This window comes from Streptomyces sp. NPDC007162 (assembly GCF_040634175.1).
Taxonomy (GTDB): Bacteria; Actinomycetota; Actinomycetes; order Streptomycetales; family Streptomycetaceae; genus Streptomyces.
Map to the genome: position 1 here is coordinate 1 of NZ_JBEYFC010000931.1, position 1,892 is coordinate 1,892.

2 protein-coding genes and 1 pseudogene are annotated in these 1,892 nt (G+C 68.3%); 1 reads left to right on the plus strand and 2 read right to left on the minus strand.

Annotated elements, in window-relative coordinates; translation table 11 throughout:
• Positions 1 to 75, minus strand: a pseudogene (locus ABZ646_RS45965) (XRE family transcriptional regulator); the annotation flags it as partial.
• A 2-nt stretch (positions 76 to 77) separates the two neighbouring features.
• Between ABZ646_RS45965 and ABZ646_RS45970 the strand changes: the two are divergent.
• Positions 78 to 707 (plus strand): hypothetical protein, encoded by a 630-nt coding sequence (locus ABZ646_RS45970; RefSeq protein ID WP_360533578.1) that lies wholly within the window; start codon positions 78 to 80, stop codon positions 705 to 707.
• 107 nt (positions 708 to 814) lie between these two features.
• Here the strand turns inward: ABZ646_RS45970 and ABZ646_RS45975 are convergent, their stop codons facing one another.
• On the minus strand, positions 815 to 1,795 hold the full coding sequence (locus ABZ646_RS45975; protein ID WP_360533581.1) for a zinc-binding alcohol dehydrogenase: 981 nt from the start codon (positions 1,793 to 1,795) through the stop codon (positions 815 to 817).
• Positions 1,796 to 1,892 lie beyond the last annotated feature (97 nt).

Consider the following 1,892-nt stretch of genomic DNA (forward strand, 5'->3'; position numbering starts at 1 on the left):
GTCAACGGTGAGATCCAGAGACAATGGACTGTCCGGGTTGGTCGATGCTCCGGGCAGGCTCTGGGCTGTCAGCCGAGGTGGCCGACGAGATCGGCGTCTACGTGGACGCCGCCCGCAACGCCGTCGAGGCGGGTTTCGACGGTGTCGAACTGCACGGCGCCAACGGCTACCTCATCCACCAGTTCCTCTCCTCCAACGCCAACCAGCGCACCGACGCCTACGGGGGCTCGGTCAACGGCCGCATCCGCTTCGCTGTCGAGGCCGCGGAGGCCACCGCCCAAGCCATAGGTGCCGACAAGGTCGGTATTCGCGTTTCCCCCGGAAGCCGGCTCTGGGGCATCGAGGAAGATGACACCCCCGAGCTCTACGCCGCCCTGTCCGGCGCCCTGGCACCACTCGGCCTCGCCTACCTCCACACGGTCGCCACCGCTGAGGAGGACGTGCTGCTGACCATGCGCAAGCTGTGGCCCGGCGCCTTCATCGTCAACCCATCGACGGTCGTCAACCCGCAGCCATCCGGCAAGGCCGACGGCGAACGCTGGCTTGCCCAGGGCGCTGACCTCATCAGCTACGGCCGCAACTACCTGGCCAACCCCGACCTCGTCGAGCGCTTCCGCACCGGCGTCTCTCTGGCCGAGGCCGACGCCGAAACCATGTACAGCGGCGGCGACCAGGGATACATCACCTACACCCACCATCAGTACTGACCGACAGGAACACGAAGGCCCCTGTGTGGGTGAGGATTCGACACCTTCACCCGCACGGGGGCCTTCGCGGCAATCAGGACCGGCTCGGGTCAACCCAAGTGCCAGGCCTACAGCTCCGGGCGCCAGGCGAACAGGGGAGCCGTGAGAGTGCGGTCCCCGTCCAGCACGCGCTGATACACCTGGGCAGCCGTTGCCGGGTCGTGCACGTCCTCGTCGCGGGCGGGGGTCGTGACCGCCCCGGTGGCGACAAGACGCAGGAAGTTCTCGGTGTCCTGCTTCATCTCGGCAGGGCGGACGGCGACGAGGGCGCCGATCACCGTGAGGCCTTTGACGAACAGAGAGCCGTAGTCGAGGGTGACGGGTGCTGTCATACCGCTGGAGAACACAGCTGTGCCCAGGGGAGCGGTGACCTGCAGTGCGGTGTTGATCCCCGCCGACACGCCGGACAGGTCGATGGTCGCCCGGGTTCCGCCGCCCACCTGGGCGAGGGTCTCGGTGAAGGCGGCGTCCGTGGGGTCGGCCGCGAAGGACGCGCCGTGCGTAAGGGCCGCCTTGCGGCGGTCCGGATCGAGGTCGAGCGCCAGGATCGGCCAGGCGCCCTGCGCGACAGCGATCTGAGTGGCCAGCAAACCGATGGGGCCCTGACCGACGATGCTCAGCGAATCGCCCAGACGGACCCCGGACAGCCGCACCGTGTGGGCCGCCGTCGCGCCGAGATTGAAGAAGACCGCGCTGCGCAGGGGTACGTCGTCCGGGACGGGGAAGACCGTGCCGACCGGCGCGATCACATGGGCGGCGTGGCTGCCTACCGGCGGACCGGCTACGACACGGTCGCCTACGGCGAGGCCGGTCACGCCCTCGCCGAGCGCGGCGATACGGCCGGCCACGCTGTAGCCGGGGATGAACGGGAACGTCCTACCGAGCACGGCATGGCTTTCGTCGCTGGTGAGCCATTCCCGCTCGGTACCCGGGCTCACCAGTGAATAGGCGGACTCGATCAGAACCTCGCCCGGCTTCGGTTCTCCCAGCGAAACAGTGCGGTATTCGGCTTGTTTCGGTCCGCTCCAGACCACGGCGCGCGTATCCATCGTCCTGCCTCCTGATTGGCGGTAATTGACTGCTCCCGACTAGTACCAGCGTCAGCGAGCGGCTCGCGTGGCCGTGTGCCGTGGACCGGCACACGGC